Source organism: Ruegeria sp. CRTD044, assembly GCF_059613485.1.
The window spans coordinates 195,323-210,383 of sequence record NZ_JBXWSP010000019.1; the positions used below are offsets into that span (position 1 = coordinate 195,323).

A 15,061-nucleotide genomic window follows, 5' to 3' on the forward strand; every position below is an offset into this window, starting at 1 on the left:
GAGGATCCGCATGGGCGGATTGACATCGGTGCTTGCGCCGATTGCATTCGTGAACGAAACCGCGCTGCGTCTGGGCCGCGCGGTTGGTGTCGTTGCGATCGCCCTCATGGTGATCGCGATCCTGATCCAGGTGTTCTTCCGATACGTTTTGGGCAACGCCCTGCCCTGGCCTGACGAGGCGGCGCGGTTCTGCATGTTGTGGATGACCGGCCTGATGGCGCCCACCGCCTTCCGGCGCGGCGGGTTCGTGGCCATCGACATGCTGGTCCGCTTTCTGCCACGCGTACCCGGCCAGTTGCTGAACCTGTTTCTGCTGCTGCTCAGCCTGACGGTTCTGGTGGTCGCCGTGCGCATCGGCTGGTCCGAGGTCACGGGCTTTGGCGGGCGTTTCGCCACCGCCGCGCTGTACCTGCCTACCTCGCTGGGCTTTGACGAATGGTACCGGATCCCGCGCAGCTGGATGATGGCTTCCCTGCTGGTAGGCGTGATCCTGCTGCTGTCGGTCAACATCGAGCTGATCCTGCGCTCGATCATCACCATGCTGGGCGGCGGTGACCTGCTGCCCGAGATCCCCGAAGCCGCCGTGGGGGCCGAATAGATGCTGGTCTGGTTCCTGCCCGTCTTTCTGGTGTTTCTGCTGATCGGCCTGCCGGTCTTTTTTGCACTGCTGGCCGCGCCCGGCCTGCTGCTGTGGCTGAATGGCCAGACCAACGACATCACGCTGCTGTACCGCAATGTCTACAACGGGATGGACAGCTTTCCGCTGATGGCCATCCCCTTCTTCATGCTGGCCGGAGAGCTGATGAACCGCGGCGGCATCACCATCCGTCTGGTCGAGTTCAGCCAGGCGCTGATGGGGCATCTGCGCGGCGGGCTGGCGCATGTGAACGTGCTCAGCTCGATCCTGTTCGCGGGGCTGTCGGGCTCTGCGGTGGCCGATACCTCGGCGCTGGGCTCGATGCTGATCCCGGCGATGGAGAAGCAGGGCTATACCCGCAAGTTCGCCGCAGCGATCACCGCCGCCAGCTCGGTCATCGGGCCGATCATCCCGCCCTCGGGGATCATGATCATCTATGCCTATGTCATGGGCGAAAGCGTCGCGGCCCTGTTCCTGGCCGGCATCGTGCCGGGCGTCATGGTGGGCATCGGCCTGATGCTGATGATCAAGGTCATGGCCAACCGCTATGATTTCCCGGTGGCCAGCCGCAAATACACCTGGCCCGAGCGCGGTCAGGCCAGCCTCAAAGCCTTTTTCCCGCTGATGACGCCGGTGATCATTCTGGGCGGCATTCTGGGCGGCATCTTCACCCCGACCGAGGCCGCCGCCGTCGCCGTGGGTTATGCCTTCATCATCGGGTTTTTCGTGCTGCGCACGCTGACCTTGAAAGAGGTGCCCGAAGTCCTCAGCAATGCGGGCATGACCTCGGCGGTGGTGCTGCTGCTGGTGGGGGCGGCGATGGCGTTCAAGACCGTGGTCAGCCTCAGCCACGCGCCCGAGCAACTGGCCGCGCTGATCCTCGGACTGTCGGAAAACCCGCTGATCCTGCTGTTCCTGATCAACCTGCTGCTGTTCGTCGTGGGCATGTTCCTGGATGCAGGCCCGGCGATCATCATCCTGGGGCCGATCCTGGGCCCGATCTTCACCAGCCTGGGCGTCGACCCGATCCATTTCGCCATCATCATGAGCGTCAACCTGACCGTTGGCCTGGCCACGCCGCCTATGGGGCTGGTGCTGTTCGTGGCCGCCGCCGTGTCACGCGAACGGGTGGAAACCATCGCCAAGGCGATCCTGCCGTTCCTGGCCGTCGAAATCGCAGTGATCTTCCTGATCACCTATGTCCCCGCAATATCCATGACGATCCCGCGTTTGACGGGATTTGCAAACTAGACTGAGTACCACAGGGAGGAAACGCATGCTCAGAACATTCTTCAAAACCGCAGCACTGGCCACGTCGCTGGTGGCGGCCTCGGCGCTGGCGGCCTCGGCGGCCGACTATACGCTGCGCGCCACCGCCAACTCGAACGAAAACGACGAGGACTATGACGGCCTGGTCGTGTTCAAGAACTTCGTCGAGAACGCCTCGAACGGCGCGATCGAGGTCGAGCTGTTCATCGGCACGCAGCTGTGCTCGAACGGGGCCGAATGCCTGCAGGGCGTGGCCGACGGCACCATCGACATCTACATCTCGACCTCGGGCGGGGCCTCGGGCATCTTCCCATACGTGCAGGTTCTGGACCTGCCCTACCTGATGGCCGACGACCGCATCGCCGAGCGGGTTCTGTCGGGTGATTTCACCCGCAAGATGCGCGAAATGGCGCTGGAAGATTCGGGCGGCGCGATCCGTCTGATGACCATCGGCAACACCGGCGGCTGGCGCAACTTCGCCAACACCAAGCGCCGCGTGACCCAGCCGTCCGACATGGACGGGCTGAAGATCCGCACCGTGGTCGCAGACCTGCCCCAGGAACTGGTCAAGGCCCTGGGCGCCTCGCCCACTCCGATCCCGTGGCCGGAACTTTTCACCAGCTTCCAGACCGGCGTGGTTGACGGCTCGAAGAACGGCATCACCGACATCATGGGCATGAAATTCCCCGATGCCGGCCTGCAACATGTCACGCTGGACGGGCACGCCTATATGGGCGCGCTTTGGTGGATGAACAACGCCAAGTTCCAGGAAATGCCCGAAGACCTGCGCCGTGTCGTCGTCGATGGGTTCTATGCGCTGCAGCAGGCCACCTTTGCCTCGCCCAAGCGCAAGTCGATCCAGGCCTACGAGGATTTCGTGGCCGGTGGCGGCGACCTGTACGTGCCGACCCCCGAAGAAAAAGAGGCGTTCAAGCAGGCCGCGACCCCGGTCTATGACTGGTTCCAGCAGAACGTCGCACGCGGGGACGAGATCTATGGCGCTCTGACCGCGGCCGTGGCCAAGGCCGAGGCCGAGATCAACGCGGAACGCGCCGCCGACCTGAACTGATGCGGTTCGGGCCGGGGTGTCGCGTCATCCCGGCCCGCCCTTACCGAAAGGGGTACATCCACCCCTTGTAGTCATTGACCAGCACATGGGCTTTTTCGATCTGTTCGGGCGTCATCTTCTTGACCACCTCTTCCAGGCTGATCGCCGCATCGGGGTCGCCGCCGATGGCGCTGAGTGTGTACCACATGTAGGCCCGCACCAGATCGGGCGCAGGCAGGCCCAGGCCCAGCTCGTAATACCATCCCACACCCGATTGCGCGCCCGGATGCCCCTTCATCGAGGCACGCAGATACCATTCGAACGCGCGCTCGTAGTCCTGCTCGACCCCAAGGCCAAGGCCGTACATCACGCCGATCAGCTCCTCGGCCTCGGCGTTGCCCGACCGGGCCGCTGGCAGAAGCTGTTCGCGCGCGGCGGCAAACTCGCCTGCCTCCATCAGGTCACGGGCCTGTTCCAGTTCGGCCCAGACGGGCGTAGCGGCAAGGCAAAGGGCAAGCACAAGCTGGCGCATGGGGCGGCGGGTCTCCTGTTTTGCGGGTCGGCCTGGGCGCAGGACCTGCCCGCGCCGCTGACCGATGACGACTTTCTGTTCTTTGATAGGGAACAGGCCGCGATCGGTCACCAGCTATTTTATGACCCGATCCTGTCGGGCAACCGCAACATCACCTGCGCCCATTGCCACCACCCCGATTTCGGCACCTCCGACGGCCTGTCGCTGGGCATCGGCGAGGGCGGCCAGGGTCTTGGCCCCGACCGCACGCCCGGCACCGGGGCGGACCGCATCCGCAAGCGCATCCCGCGCAACGCGCCGGGCCTGTGGAACCTGGGCGCGCGCGACATCCACACGATGTTCCATGACGGGCGGCTCAGCCTGTCGGACGTCTATGGCAACGGGTTCAACTCGCCCGCGCAGGAATGGTTGCCAGAAGGGTTGAACTCGCTGCTGGCCGCGCAGGCACTGTTTCCGCTGACCGCTCAGTTCGAAATGGCCGGGAACGTGGCCGAGAACGAAGTTACAGGCGCCGTGCATGACCGGATCGACAAGGGCTGGCCGATCATCGCCAAACGGGTGCGGACCGACCCGAAATACGGCCCGGCGATGGTGGCCGCCTTTGACGACGTGGACAGCACCGAGGACATCACCATCACCCATGTCGCCAACGCTCTGGCCGCTTTCATGGCCATCGAATGGCGCAGCACCGACAGCCCGTTCGACCAGTACCTCGCCGGGCACGAGACCGCCCTGACCCCCGATCAGAAGGCCGGGATGCAGCTGTTCTACGGCAAGGCGCGGTGCGCCACCTGCCATTCGGGGCCGCTGCTGTCGGATCAGAAATTCCACGCACTGGCCCTGCCGCCATTCGGCCCGGGCCGCACCCGGCAATGGGACGCCTATGCCCGCGACGTGGGCCGCATGGGCGAAAGCGACCGGCTGGAGGACGCCTACCGGTTCCGCACGCCCATGCTGCGCAACGTGGCGCTGACCGCGCCCTACGGCCACAACGGCGCCTTTCCCGACCTCGAAGGGATCATCCGCCACCACCTGGACCCGGCAACCAGCCTGTCACGCTGGACGCCCGATCAGGCCGCGCTGCCCATGGTGCCGTGGCTGGAACAGGCCGATTTCATCGTCTGGCAGGACCGGTTCGAGATGGCGCGCCAACGCGCCAAGGTCGACATCATGCCAGTTGACCTGAGCGACGGCGAAATCGCGCAGCTGGTGGCGTTCCTGCACGCCCTGACCGGGACCAGCGTGGAGACGCCGCCCTTTGGCGTGCCCGCGGGCTTCAAGCCCTGAGAAAAACCCCCGCCGGATCGGGCGGGGGTTTTGGTGTTTTTATTCGGCGGCTTCTTCGTATGCGTCCATCGGCGGGCATGTGCATACGAGGTTCCGGTCTCCGTACGCGTTGTCGACGCGGTTGACGGGCGACCAGTATTTGTCGACGCCCATGGAACCCGGCGGGAAGCAGGCCTGTTCGCGGGTGTAGGGTCGGTCCCACTCGCCCACCAGGTCGCGCACCGTGTGGGGGGCGTTCTTCAGCGGGTTGTTCTCGGGGTCGATCTTGCCGTCGATTACATCCTGCGCCTCCGCGCGGATCGACAGCATGGCGTCGCAGAAACGGTCCAGCTCGTCTTTGGGCTCGGATTCCGTCGGCTCGACCATCAGCGTACCGGCCACCGGCCAGGACATGGTCGGCGCGTGGAAGCCGCTGTCGATCAGCCGCTTGGCCACGTCGTCGACGGTGATGTTGCCGGCCTCGGCCAGTGGGCGGGTGTCGAGGATGCATTCATGCGCCACCCGGCCAGATTCGGAGGTGTAGAGGATCGGATAGGCCTCCTGCAGGCGCGCGGCGATGTAGTTGGCGTTCAGGATCGCCACCTTGGTCGCCTGGGTCAGACCCGCGCCGCCCATCAGCAGCACATAGGCCCAGCTGACCGGCAGGATCGAGGGCGAACCGAAGGGCGCCGCCGAGACCGGCCCCACGGCGGTGCCGTATTCCGGGTGGCCCGGCAGGTAGGGCTTCAGATGCGCCTTGACGCCGATCGGGCCCATGCCGGGGCCGCCGCCGCCATGCGGGATGCAGAAGGTCTTGTGCAGGTTCAGGTGGCTGACGTCGCCGCCGATGTCGCCGGGGCGCGACAGGCCCACCATGGCGTTCATGTTGGCCCCGTCGATATAGACCTGACCGCCATGGTCATGGGTGATCTGGCAGACCTCCTGCACCGTTTCCTCGAACACGCCGTGGGTCGAGGGGTAAGTGATCATGCAGCCGGCCAGGTTGTCCGAGTGCTTCTCGGCCTTCTCGCGGAAGTCGGTCAGATCGATGTTGCCCTTCGCGTCCGCCTTCACCGGCACCACCTGCCAGCCGACCATCTGCGCCGAAGCCGGGTTGGTGCCATGCGCCGAGGTCGGGATCAGGCAGACATTGCGATGCCCCTGCCCGTTGGCGATGTGATAGTTGCGGATCGTCAGCAGGCCCGCATATTCGCCCTGCGCGCCCGAGTTCGGTTGCTGGCTGATCGCGTCATAGCCGGTGATCTGGCACAGCTTGTCGTTTAGATCCGCGATCATCTCGTGATAGCCCTGCGCCTGATCTTCCGGCACGAACGGGTGCATGTTGGCGAACTCGGGCCAGGTGACCGGGATCATCTCGATCGTCGCGTTCAGCTTCATGGTGCAGCTGCCCAGCGGGATCATCGCCCGGTCCAGCGCCAGGTCGCGGTCGGCCAGACGGCGCATGTAGCGGGTCATCTCGGCCTCGGCCCGGTTCTTGTGGAAGATCGGGTGGGTCAGATAGGGCGTCTCGCGCAGTGCATAGTCCGGCAGGCGGTACTGCTTGTTCGAGCTGTCGTCCTTCTTGTCGATGCCAAAGGCACCCCAGACTGCCTCGATCGTCTCGGCGCGGGTCTGTTCATCCAGGCTGATACCGACGCGGGTCCCGCCTACCTTGCGCAGGTTGACGCCGCGGGCCACCGCCGCCTCCATAACGGTTTTCTGCAGCGGGCCGACCTCGACCGTGATCGTGTCGAAGAACACCTCGGGTTCGACCTTGAAGCCGTGCTCTTCCAGCCCGGCCGCCAGGCGCGAGGTCTTGCGGTGCACCGACTGCGCGATCGCCTTGATGCCGTCGGGGCCGTGGTACACGGCATACATCGAGGCGATCACCGCCAGCAGCGCCTGCGCGGTGCAAACGTTCGAATTGGCCTTCTCGCGGCGGATATGCTGTTCGCGGGTCTGCAGCGCCAGACGATAGGCCTTGTTGCCGCGGCTGTCGATACTGACGCCGATGATCCGGCCCGGCATCGCCCGCTTGAGCTTGTCTGTGGTGGCCATGTAGGCGGCGTGCGGCCCGCCATAGCCCATCGGCACGCCGAAGCGCTGGGTCGAGCCCACGGCGATATCGGCGCCCATCTCGCCCGGCGATTTCAGCAGCGCCAGCGACAGGATGTCGGCGGCCACGATGGCGATGGCGTTGTGTTCATGCAGCGCCGCGATTTCCTTGGTGAAGTCGCGAACATGGCCATAGGTGCCCGGATACTGGAAGATCGCGCCAAAGACCGCGCCCGCGTCCAGCTCGTCAGGGTCGGCGACCGTGACGTCGATACCCAGGGGTTCGGCCCGGGTCTTGATCACCGCGATGGTCTGCGGGTGGCAGTTGCGGTCCACGAAGAAGGCCGCGTTGTTGGCCTTGGACCGGCCGCCGCGCTTGGCCATCGCCATCGCCTCGGCCGCCGCGGTCGCCTCGTCCAGCAGGGACGCGTTGGCCACGTCCAGCCCGGTCAGGTCGCTGACCATGGTCTGGAAGTTCAGAAGCGCCTCGAGCCGGCCCTGGCTGATCTCGGGCTGATAGGGCGTGTAGGCGGTGTACCAAGCCGGGTTTTCCAGGATGTTGCGCAGGATCGGCGCCGGGGTGGTGGTGCCGTAATAGCCCTGACCGATCAGCGAGGTCAGAACCTTGTTCTTACCCGCCACCTTCTTCATGTGATAGAGCGCGTCGCGTTCCGTCATCGCCGGGCCCCAGTCCAGCGGCTCTTTCTGCCGGATCGCCGGGGGGACGGTGGCGTCGATCAGATCGTCCAGCGTCTTGAAGCCGATCACCTTGAGCATGTCGCGCATCTCGGTCGGGCTGGGACCGATATGGCGGCGGTTGGCAAAGTCATATGCTTCGTAGTCGGTCAGTTTGAAGGCCATTGCAGCGCTCCCATGGATAGGTCAGGCCCGGCGGAGACTGCGGGAGCCTCCGGCGGGGAGTAAGGGCCGTCCCGGAAACTGTCCGGTGGACAGTTTCAGGCCCGAACGGGCGGAGCCCAAATTCGGCGGCATTTGTCAAAACGATGGAGCCCCAGGCCGGGACTCCGTTCAGGTTTACCCGATGAACGCCTTGTAGGCGGCCTCGTCCATCAGATCTTCCAACTGCGCGGCATCGGTGATCTTGATCTTGTAGATCCACGCCTCGCCCTCGGGATCCTCGTTCAACGCGCCCGGGTTGTCGGCCAGCGTCTCGTTCACCTCGAGAATTTCGCCATCGACCGGGGCATAGATCTCGGAGGCCGCCTTGACGGATTCGATCACCCCGATCTCGCCGTCCTTCGCGAACTCCTCACCTACGTCCTGCTGCTCGACGAACACCACCTCGCCCAGCTGCTCGGCCGCGTGCTTGGTGATGCCCAGCGTGGCCGTGTCGCCCTCGACCGTCAGCCATTCATGTTCTTCGGAATAATAGGTTGCCATGCTGTCTCTCTCCTGACTTCAACGCTTGTAATTCTGTTTGACGAAGGGCAGCGCCACGATCCGCGCCGGCTGCGCCTTGCCCCGGATGATCAAATTCACCTGTTCGCCCGGCTCGGTGTGGCCGGCAGCGACGTAACCCATCGCAACCGGGCCGCCGACCGTCGGGCCGAACCCGCCCGAGGTGATCTGACCGATCGTGTGGCCCTGCAGGTTCTGCACCTCGACCCCCTGTCGCGCCGGGGCGCGGCCATCGGGCTTGATCCCCACCAGCTTGCGCGCCGGGCCCTCGGCCAGTTCGCGCTGGATGCGGGCCGCGCCGGGAAAGCCACCCTCTTCCTTGCGCCGCTTCTGAATCGCCCAGGCCAGGTTGGCCTCGATCGGCGAAGTGCTTTGGTCGATGTCATTGCCGTAGAGGCACAGACCCGCCTCGAGCCGCAGGCTGTCGCGCGCGCCCAGGCCTGCAGGTTCGCAATCCTCGTGCGCCAGCAGGGCGCGGGTGACCTCGACCGCCTTGTCCTCGGGGATCGAGATCTCGTAGCCGTCCTCACCCGTGTAGCCCAGCCGCGAGATCCGGCATTCGACGCCGTCGATCGGGGCCACGGTGGTTTCCATGAACTTCAGATCGCGGGCCGCGGGGCACAGTGCGCCCACCACGTCCTCGGCTTTCGGGCCCTGAACCGCCACCAGCGCGCGGTCGAAGATCTCGGTCACCTCGACCCCGTCCAGATGCGCGCGCATGTGCGGAATGTCCTGATCGCGCAGCGCCGCGTTCACCACCACGAAGAAATGATCGCCCGCGTTCGACACGATCAGATCATCCATGATCCCGCCGTCCTCGTTGGTGAAGAACCCATAGCGCGCCTTGCCCTCGGGTAATGTCGCAAAAGCCTGCGGGCACAGCGCCTCGAGCTTCTCGCCCACATTCTCACCCCGCAGGATCACCTGACCCATGTGGCTCACGTCAAACAGCGCCGCCTTCTCGCGGCACTGCTTGTGCTCGCCCATGATCCCCAAAGGATACTGAACGGGCATCTCCCAGCCCGCAAAATCAACCAGCTTGCCTCCCAACTCAACATGAAGGTCATACAACGGCGTGCGCTTCATTCCAGGCATGTCAGTGTTCTTTCTTTTGGCAAAAGTGGCGCGATGGACCGGATCCAAAAGCGCATGGCTGGGAATAGCATGCCACGGCAGCCTTTCCGGATCGAGTCAGTGGAATTCTGGCTGGGCGACATGCATTTTCCGGTACCGGCAACTTCGCGGCTGGCGGTGTTCCGTCCGATTTCAGATCGCAGGTATTCATCACGGCCTAAATCGCTCATGGACAAGGAGTATACATCTGCATGCTGCAGCTTTGTGTCGTATAGGAAACTTTTTTCCGTTACGCAACAGCTGAAATTGCAATATACACGGTCGGCGGCCCCGTACTTCAGCGATCGGCAAGTGCCGCCTCCAAGGCCTTCAACCCCGTCACCAGATCGGCCTCGGCGGTATCCTCCGCGAAGTCATGACTGATACCGTTGATGGATGGCACGAACAGCATTCCGACCGGCATCAAGGCTGCCACGTTCGAAGCATCGTGCAAGGCCCCGGATGGCATGACCCGCCAGTTGCCGGGCGCGACGGTCTGGGCTCCGTGTTCCAGCGACCGCCGGAGGGTCGGATCCATTTCAACCGGCTCGATGCCCAGCATTGGCCCGAACTGCGCATCGCCCCCGATGGATTCACTGACCTCTTGGGCGGTCGTACGAACGATGCTTTCCATTCGGGCCAGACGATCCGTGTCCTGATCGCGCCACTGCATCGAGAAACGGACCCGGCCAGGAACGATCGAAGAGGCATTCGGAGACAATTCGACGTGTCCGATCGTCCAGACCGTCTGCGGGGTCACCACGTTGCGGAACCGCTCGTTGATCAGGCCATTGAAGATCGTCAGAGCCTGGAACGCGTCTCGGCGCAGGTGCATCGGTGTCGTGCCGGCGTGGTTCTGCTGGCCGGAAAACTCGATGACCATGTCGCGAATACCCACGATGTCCGAGACCACACCGATGGCCTCGGCGTTGGCATCCAGAATCGGACCCTGCTCGATATGCATTTCGATGAACCCGGTGAATTGGGCGGGGTTCACAAGATCCTGCGTCAGACTTTGCATCCGAGCGCGCGCGTCACCGAACCGTATGCCCGCGTGGTCGGTCAGGTCGTCGGCCTGCGCAAAGGGCAACTTGCCGGACCAGATGGCTGATCCGGTCGTGACGCCGAACCGGCCCTCCTCATCCTGAAAGCTGACCACCGAGATCGGGCGCGGGCTGGAGCGAGCCAGCTCCAACGCGGCGATCACGCCCAGCGCGCCATCCAGCCAACCGCCCTCGGGCTGGCTGTCTGAATGCGATCCCATCAAAAGCGACGGCGCGGACGCCAGACCGAACAGGTTTCCGACCGGATCAAAATGCGGTTGCAGCCCGGCCTCCTGAAACCGGTCGGCCAACCATCGCCGCGCCGCAATGTCCGCGTCTGAAAATGCCGGGCGCACGACGCCCTTACCCACCCCCGCAGCCCCGAATTCCCGCAGCTTATGCAGATCATCCAGAAACCTCTGCGCATTTACGGCCATTGCGCTGTCCTTTCTTGTCGCTTGCCGCAACTCTATCGCCCGGCGGTCCGCCCGCAAGCCCGGTTGCAGGCTGTCCCGGTTTTTTGACGGCAACCGGCCGAACACCTCTGGCCCCTGCGGGCAAGCTGCCCTAAGACTTCGGGCCAAGAGGGACCGACATGTCATACATCACATTGGTACGCCACGGGCAGGCCAACACCACCGCACGGGACGAAGACAGTTATGACAAGCTCAGCGAGCTTGGGCATCAGCAGGCGCGCTGGCTCGGGGCCCATCTGCGCGAGACCAAAGCCCATTATCCACGGGTGTTTTGCGGCACCCTGACCCGGCATGTGGAAACGGCCGCAAGCATGGGGCTGCCGGAACCCGTCCGCGATGCACGTCTGAATGAAATCGAGTATTTCACTCTTGCGCAATTGTTCCAGGAACAGCACGGCGTGACGATCCCGACGGACCGCGAAGGTTTCGTTCAGCACCTGCCGCTGACCTTCAAGGCCTGGGCCAACGGCGACATTCGGAACGCGCCCGAAACCTTCGAGCAGTTTGAAACCCGCGTCTCGGACGCTCTGCGGGAAATCCATGACGGCGACGGGCCGGCCATCGTGGTGACCTCGGGTGGGTTGATCTCGATGGTGGTGCGGCAGGCGATGGGGCTGGACATTCCGGCGATGGCGCGCGTGGCCCTTGCCATCATGAACACCTCATTGCATCGTCTGCACCCGATCGGAGCGGACCTGAGCCCGGTTCTGTTCAACGCGGTTCCGCATCTGGAAGCGCCGGACCGGCATTTCGCCCAGACCCACCTTTAACCGGATCGGAGGTCCCAGATGCAGATCTACTACGCACCCCGCACTATCTCGATCGCCGTCGTCATCGCGCTGGAGGAAGCCGGTCTGGATTATGAGGCGATTAAACTGGACTTCGCTGCGGGCGAGCAGACGACGGCGGCCTACAAGCAGATCAACCCCAAGGGCCGCGTTCCCGCTCTGGTGGTCGATGGTGGCATTCTGACGGAAACCGGCGCTCTGCTTGAATTCATCGCAGCCAAGGCCCCGAAGGCCGGGCTTGTTCCGGACGATCCGGTCCTGGCCGCTCGGATGCGCGAGGTGATGTACTACCTGGCCTCGACTATGCATGTGAACCATGCGCACAAGATGCGCGGTCACCGTTGGGCGGATCAGGAGTCCAGCTGGCAGGACATGAAGGACAAGGTGGCCCAAACAATGACCGAGTCCTGCGCTTACATCTCGTCAAACGGGCTGCGCGGCCCGCTTGTTTTGGGCGAGGCATTCTCGCTGGCTGACGCCTATCTCTACGTGGTTTGCAGCTGGTTGGAAGGTGACGGGGTCGATGTCACGACCTTTCCCAAGATCCAGGCCTTCCGCGCGGCGATGGAGGCCCGACCCTCGGTTCAGGCGGTACGGGCCGCCGGAATGCTCTGACAAAAGGACATCGCATGACACATCTTTGGGTCCGGGCTGAACAACGCCCGAACGAGGAACGGGTGGGGCTGACGCCCGAAGGCGCGGCGCAATTGATCGCGGCGGGCATCCGCGTGACGGTCGAGGAAAGCCATGTCCGCGCCATCCCGATCGACGGCTACCGCGACGCGGGCTGTGAGATTGCGCCGGAGAACTCGTGGCCGGATGCGCCGCTGGATGCGATCATCTTCGGCCTGAAGGAACTGCCCGAGGACGGCACGCCGCTGCCGCATCGCCACATCATGTTCGGCCATGCCTTCAAGGGCCAGCATTCGGGCCGCAAGCTGCTGGAGCGGTTCAAGGCCGGTGGTGGCACGCTGTATGACCTGGAATACCTGGTGGACGAGACCGGGCGGCGGGTCGCGGCCTTCGGCTATTGGGCCGGGTATGCCGGCGCGGCGGTCACGCTCAAGACTTGGGCGGCGCAGCAGCGCAGTGAGATCTGTGGCCCCGTCGGCGTCTATCCCGGCAAGGACGCGTTGAACGCCGAACTTCTGGCCGAGCTCGACGCCACCGGCGCTCCCCGCCCCCGCGCCATCGTCATCGGCGCGCTTGGAAGGGTCGGCACCGGCGCGTCCGATCTGTGCGAGGCGATGGGGGTCGAGGTGACCAAATGGGACATGGCCGAAACCGCCGATGGCGGGCCGTTCCCGGAGATCCTCGAACACGACATCTTCCTGAACTGCATCTTCGCGCGGCCGGGAACACCGGTCTTTGTCCCGCGCGAGGCGCTGAATGCCCCGCGCAAGCTGACCGCCATCGGCGACGTGGCCTGCGACCCCGACAGCGACTACAACCCGGTGCCAGTCTATGACCGCGCCACCACATGGGAAGAACCCGCCCTGCGCGTGGCCACCGACCCGGTTCTCGACGTCATGGCCATCGACAACCTGCCCTCGATGCTGCCGGTCGAAAGCTCGGAAGACTACGCCGCGCAGCTTCTGCCCTCGTTGCTGACCCTGACCGACCTGACCTCGGGCGTTTGGGCGCGGGCCGAGGACACCTTCAAATCCCATATCGAAAGGATCTGAGCCATGACGATTCACTGGTGTGGCACCGGCCTGTCGGCCATCCCCGGCCTGCGCCGCCTGATCGAGGCCGGCCACAAGGTCACCGTCTGGAACCGGACCGTCGGCAAGGCCCGCGCCGAGGTCGGTGACCTGACCGACGACATCCGGGCCTTCGACATTGATGCGCTGGGCGCGGTGCTGGAAAAGGGCGACGTGATCGTCTCGATGCTGCCGGGCGACTGGCACGTGCCGCTGGCGGAACTGGCGATCGAGAAGGGCGCGCATTTCGTCTCGTCCTCCTACATCGCGCCCGAGATGCGCGCGCTGGACGACAAAGCCCGCGAGGCCGGCGTCGCGCTGGTCAACGAGGTCGGGCTGGACCCGGGCATCGACCACCTGATGGCCCATGCGCTGGTGGACGATTACCGCGCGTCCGACGCCTTCGACCCGGAAAACCACCTCAGCTTCATTTCCTATTGCGGCGGCATCCCCAAGAACCCCAACCCGTTCCGCTACAAGTTCAGCTGGTCGCCCTTGGGTGTGCTCAAGGCGCTGCGTTCGCCCTCGCGGTCGATCCGCGACTATGCCCCGCTGGACGTGGCCCGGCCCTGGGACGCGATCAGCACCTATGTCGCGCCGCTTCCCACGCCCGAGAGCTTCGAGGTCTATCCGAACCGCGATTCAATCCCCTTCATGCAGCAGTACCATTTCGAGGAGCACTGGCCGGTCAAGGAGTTCGTCCGCGGCACCCTGCGGCTGAACGGCTGGTCGGATGCCTGGTCGGACGTGTTCCGCGAGATCGAAACGCTGGAAGGCCCCGAGGGCGATGCCCGGCTCAAGGAAATGTCCGACCAGTTCTGGGCCGAGAACGCCTATGAAGAGGGTGAGCCGGACCGCGTCGTGCTCTGTGTCGGGCTGAAGGCCGAGAAGGATGGCAAGGCCGTCTGGCACAAGACCTACGTGATGGACGCCTGGGGCGACGCGCGCGGCAGCGCGATGGCGCGTCTGGTGTCGATCCCGGTTTCGCTGGCGGTCGAGGCGGTGCAGGACCGCGCCATTCCCGCCGGTGTCCATGCCGCGCCCAGCGATCCGAAACTGGTTCAGGCCTGGATGGCCGAGATCGACAAGCTGGCACAGCACCTGCAGGTGGTCGACCACCTGGCCTGAACCAACCAAAAAGCCATTCCGGACGCACCGGAATGGCTTTTTTCTGGTATTGTGACCGACCGTTCGATCGGCGCCTGTGGTTCAGATGTAGCGCTCGATCGTTTCCTCAAGATCGCTGCGGGTAATGCCAAGCTCGGACAGCTGCCGGTCATCCAGACCACTCAGATGTTGCGCCGCGCGTACGATGTCATCCTTGACCGCCCGGATGCGCATGGCGCGATCGAACAGTAGCAGCGCGCTGGCGGATGGGCAGGGTTGTTGAGTCGGTTGCATTGTGTCGAGCATCGGGTGTTTCCTCCCAGTTTGGCCGGTGTCCTGTTGGGGCGCGGCCCTGGTTACTGCGTAAACGCGGCGCGCTGATAGACGCTCTGATAGGCCGTTTGGGGGATGTCTGAGCGGGAGATGCCGATATCGTGGAGCTGCTGGTCGCTCAGGCGTTCGAGGTCACGGACCGTCTTCGCAAAGATCTGCTTCCGAAACCGTTCTGTCTTGGCCTCGGCGTATTTTGCAAAAAGGTCATGAAACAGGCTGTGGTTCGACTGTGTGGTTTGTGCGGTTGCCATTGGTTTGTCCTCCTGAAAACC

At 64.3% G+C, this 15,061-nt stretch carries 15 protein-coding genes; 8 read left to right on the forward strand and 7 right to left on the reverse strand.

The genetic code is table 11. From position 1 onward, the window contains the following. The first annotated feature begins 10 nt into the window (after positions 1 to 10). From AC2FNL_RS17215 to AC2FNL_RS17225, 3 genes are read left to right on the forward strand one after another with little or no spacing between them, the layout of a single operon-like run. Entirely contained in the window at positions 11 to 598 is a 588-nt protein-coding gene (locus AC2FNL_RS17215; RefSeq protein WP_496710805.1) for a TRAP transporter small permease, read from the forward strand. Continuing rightward, entirely contained in the window at positions 599 to 1,888 is a 1,290-nt protein-coding gene (locus tag AC2FNL_RS17220) for a TRAP transporter large permease (protein WP_093964183.1), read from the forward strand. 25 nt (positions 1,889 to 1,913) lie between these two features. Continuing rightward, a complete protein-coding gene (locus AC2FNL_RS17225; RefSeq protein WP_496834469.1) occupies positions 1,914 to 2,975 on the forward strand; it encodes a TRAP transporter substrate-binding protein in 1,062 nt (353 codons plus the stop codon). 40 nt (positions 2,976 to 3,015) lie between these two features. Here the strand turns inward: AC2FNL_RS17225 and AC2FNL_RS17230 are convergent, their stop codons facing one another. Further along, the gene (locus AC2FNL_RS17230) at positions 3,016 to 3,486 is read right to left on the reverse strand and encodes a tetratricopeptide repeat protein (RefSeq protein ID WP_005980315.1); all 471 of its coding nucleotides are present in this window, start codon (positions 3,484 to 3,486) and stop codon (positions 3,016 to 3,018) included. A 45-nt stretch (positions 3,487 to 3,531) separates the two neighbouring features. Here AC2FNL_RS17230 and AC2FNL_RS17235 point away from each other — a divergent pair, with 45 nt between their 5' ends. Beyond that, positions 3,532 to 4,773, forward strand: a complete 1,242-nt coding sequence (locus AC2FNL_RS17235; protein WP_496834689.1) for a cytochrome-c peroxidase — start codon at positions 3,532 to 3,534, stop codon at positions 4,771 to 4,773. A gap of 39 nt (positions 4,774 to 4,812) precedes the next feature. On the opposite strand, the gene gcvP is transcribed toward AC2FNL_RS17235, so the two are convergent. The 4 genes from gcvP to AC2FNL_RS17255 form a co-directional block, all read right to left on the reverse strand. Continuing rightward, on the reverse strand, positions 4,813 to 7,668 hold the full coding sequence (gene gcvP, locus AC2FNL_RS17240) for an aminomethyl-transferring glycine dehydrogenase (protein WP_496834470.1): 2,856 nt from the start codon (positions 7,666 to 7,668) through the stop codon (positions 4,813 to 4,815). Between the two features lie 174 nt (positions 7,669 to 7,842). Continuing rightward, entirely contained in the window at positions 7,843 to 8,208 is a 366-nt protein-coding gene (gene gcvH / locus AC2FNL_RS17245) for a glycine cleavage system protein GcvH (protein WP_170406148.1), read from the reverse strand. Between the two features lie 18 nt (positions 8,209 to 8,226). Further along, entirely contained in the window at positions 8,227 to 9,321 is a 1,095-nt protein-coding gene (gcvT, locus tag AC2FNL_RS17250) for a glycine cleavage system aminomethyltransferase GcvT (protein WP_496834471.1), read from the reverse strand. Positions 9,322 to 9,637: 316 nt separating this feature from the next. Continuing rightward, a complete protein-coding gene (locus AC2FNL_RS17255; protein WP_496834473.1) occupies positions 9,638 to 10,819 on the reverse strand; it encodes a hydantoinase/carbamoylase family amidase in 1,182 nt (393 codons plus the stop codon). Positions 10,820 to 10,977: 158 nt separating this feature from the next. Between AC2FNL_RS17255 and AC2FNL_RS17260 the strand changes: the two genes are divergently transcribed. From AC2FNL_RS17260 to AC2FNL_RS17275, 4 genes are read left to right on the forward strand one after another with little or no spacing between them, the layout of a single operon-like run. Next, on the forward strand, positions 10,978 to 11,628 hold the full coding sequence (locus AC2FNL_RS17260) for a histidine phosphatase family protein (RefSeq protein WP_496834474.1): 651 nt from the start codon (positions 10,978 to 10,980) through the stop codon (positions 11,626 to 11,628). Positions 11,629 to 11,646: 18 nt separating this feature from the next. Then, complete coding sequence (locus AC2FNL_RS17265; RefSeq protein WP_496834475.1) at positions 11,647 to 12,261, forward strand: glutathione S-transferase family protein; 615 nt, start codon at positions 11,647 to 11,649, stop codon at positions 12,259 to 12,261. A 14-nt stretch (positions 12,262 to 12,275) separates the two neighbouring features. Beyond that, positions 12,276 to 13,331 (forward strand): saccharopine dehydrogenase, encoded by a 1,056-nt coding sequence (locus AC2FNL_RS17270; protein WP_496834477.1) that lies wholly within the window; start codon positions 12,276 to 12,278, stop codon positions 13,329 to 13,331. A gap of 3 nt (positions 13,332 to 13,334) precedes the next feature. After that, a complete protein-coding gene (locus tag AC2FNL_RS17275; protein ID WP_496834478.1) occupies positions 13,335 to 14,477 on the forward strand; it encodes a saccharopine dehydrogenase family protein in 1,143 nt (380 codons plus the stop codon). Positions 14,478 to 14,558: 81 nt separating this feature from the next. Here AC2FNL_RS17275 and AC2FNL_RS17280 read toward each other — a convergent pair whose 3' ends face one another. Then, positions 14,559 to 14,762, reverse strand: a complete 204-nt coding sequence (locus tag AC2FNL_RS17280) for a DUF1127 domain-containing protein (protein ID WP_496834479.1) — start codon at positions 14,760 to 14,762, stop codon at positions 14,559 to 14,561. 50 nt (positions 14,763 to 14,812) lie between these two features. Beyond that, complete coding sequence (locus AC2FNL_RS17285) at positions 14,813 to 15,040, reverse strand: DUF1127 domain-containing protein (RefSeq protein ID WP_496834481.1); 228 nt, start codon at positions 15,038 to 15,040, stop codon at positions 14,813 to 14,815. Positions 15,041 to 15,061: the final 21 nt, after the last annotated feature.